This window comes from Mesorhizobium sp. M7A.F.Ca.US.002.01.1.1 (assembly GCF_004022955.1).
In the GTDB taxonomy this organism is placed as follows: domain Bacteria; phylum Pseudomonadota; class Alphaproteobacteria; order Rhizobiales; family Rhizobiaceae; genus Mesorhizobium; species Mesorhizobium ciceri.
Genome location: NZ_RZQE01000746.1, coordinates 1 through 1,952 on the forward strand (window position 1 = coordinate 1; position 1,952 = coordinate 1,952).

Sequence of the window (1,952 nt, forward strand, 5' to 3'; positions counted from 1 at the left end):
GTCTTGTAGGCATGGGCGACGAGCTGCCCAAGGTTTTCCGGCGTCGGCATGATGGCGCCGAAGCAGCCGAGATTGGTGCCGATGCCGGCGATGCGCACGCCCTTGAACTGCAGGATCTGCTCAACCGTGGGGATCAGGTCGTTCGGCCAGATGCCTTCGCGGAGATCGCCGAGATCGATCATCAGCATGATGTCGTGGACGCGGCCCATGCGCTCGGCGATGCGCGAAATTTCGCGGATGGTGGCGAGTTCCGATTGCAGGCTGATGTCGACGGTGCGCACCACCTCCTCGACCCGCGCCATCGGCGGGCTGCGCAGCAGCATGATCGGTGCGTTGATGCCGCTGTCGCGCAGCCGGCGGATGTTCTCGAACGCGATTCGGCGATGCCGGCGACGCCGCCGCGCAGCATGGCGCGTGCCACTTGCGGCATGCCGCAAGTGCCCTTGGTGACGCCGAACACTTTTATGCCCGACAGCGCGCAGCGCTCGACGATGGTGCGCGCGTTGCGCTCGATGCGGCCAAGGTCGATGGCGACTTGCGGTCCCGACATCCTAGCCCCCGTAAACCAGCCCCTGCGGGTCGATCTCCGGCCTGCGGCCGGAAACGAGGTCGGCAAGGAATTTCCCCGAGCCGCAGGCCATGGTCCAGCCGACATGGCCGTGGCCGGTGTCGAGATAGAGATTCTTGTAGCGCGCCTGGCCGATGACCGGCACCGAGTTGGGCATCATCGGGCGCAGGCCCGCCCAGAACACAGCCTTCTTCTCGTCGAAGGCACCCGGGAAAAGATCTTTGCCGGTGCTGATGATCGTCTTGAAATCGGCGGGCTTGAAAGTGCGGTCGAAGCCGGTGAATTCGGCCGTCGAGGACATCCGCAACCGGTTGCCCAGCCTGGAATAGCCGATCAGCCGGTCCTCGTCGGCGCCGCCCATGGTCGGTCCCCTGCTTTCGTCCTCCAGGGGAATCGTCGCGGTATAGCCTTTTACCGGATAGACGGGCAGGTCGATGCCGTAACGGCGCCCGAGCAGGCCGCTTTCCGGCCCCATCGAGATGACAACCGCATCGCCGGCGACCGGGCCGGCCGAAGTCATCACCGCGCGCACCCGGTCGCCCTCGATGTCGAGGCCTTCGACTGTCGTGCCGAACAGGAATTTGACGCCGAGCTTCTCGGCCGCATAGGCGGCCAGCCTGTCGACAAACTGCTTGGAATCTCCGGTCTGGTCGGTTGGCGAATAGACGCCGCCGGCAATCTTGTCCTTGACGCCGGCAAGGCCCGGTTCCAGCTCGACCAGCCGGTCGCGGCCGACGATTTCGATCGGCAGGCCGTGCTTGGCAAGATAACGGTAATTGTCGGTGCCGGTGTCGAGGCTCTTTTGCGAGCGGAAGAAATAGAGAATGCCCTTCTTGCGCTCGTCGTAATGGATGCCGGTCGCTTCCGAAAGCGCATTGATGCAGTCGCGCGAATAGAGCGCGAGCCTGAGCTTGATGTCGGTGTTGGCGCGCAGGCGCGCCACCGTGCACTGGCGCAGGAAACGCAGGCTCCAGGCGAGGAAATAGGGATCAAGGCGCAGCCTGACCTTGATGCCGAGATCATGGTTGTAGAGCCCGCGCAGGAAGGTCTTCAAAGCCGCCGGCGAGGCCCAGGCGGTGGCGTCACCCGGTGACACCAGGCCGGCATTGGACTGGCTGGTGCCTTGTGCCGCCGCCGGATGGCGCTCGATCACCGTCACCTCATGGCCGTCGCTGGCCAGATAATAGGCGGCCGCCGTACCGACGACACCGGCCCCGAGCACCGTTATTTTCATGCCATTCCCCCAAGATCTCCTCGCGGCGCCGCGCCTCCGCGCCTTGCCGCGAACGCCTTCAATAGCGCTTCGCTGCCCGGCTTGCGAGCCCTTGGGAGAACCCGGCTCAGCCGCGCGCGGAGTTCTTGCCGGTCAGGATGCGCTCCCAGG

At 65.1% G+C, this 1,952-nt stretch carries 2 protein-coding genes; both read right to left on the reverse strand.

Features of this window, described 5'->3' with window-relative positions; genetic code table 11:
* Positions 1-437: alanine racemase (locus EN932_RS34965; protein ID WP_245483387.1), on the reverse strand; the 437-nt coding region annotated here is incomplete at its 3' end.
* 114 nt (positions 438-551) lie between these two features.
* Positions 552-1,802 carry a D-amino acid dehydrogenase gene (locus EN932_RS34970; protein WP_127369916.1) on the reverse strand — a complete coding sequence of 417 codons (1,251 nt, stop codon included), beginning with the start codon at positions 1,800-1,802 and terminating at the stop codon, positions 552-554.
* Positions 1,803-1,952 lie beyond the last annotated feature (150 nt).

Coding starts and splice junctions, on each gene's coding strand:
- EN932_RS34970 (WP_127369916.1), bottom strand. CDS start 1,802: ATGAAAATAACGGTGCTCGGGGCCGGTGTCGTCGGTACGGCGGCCGCC.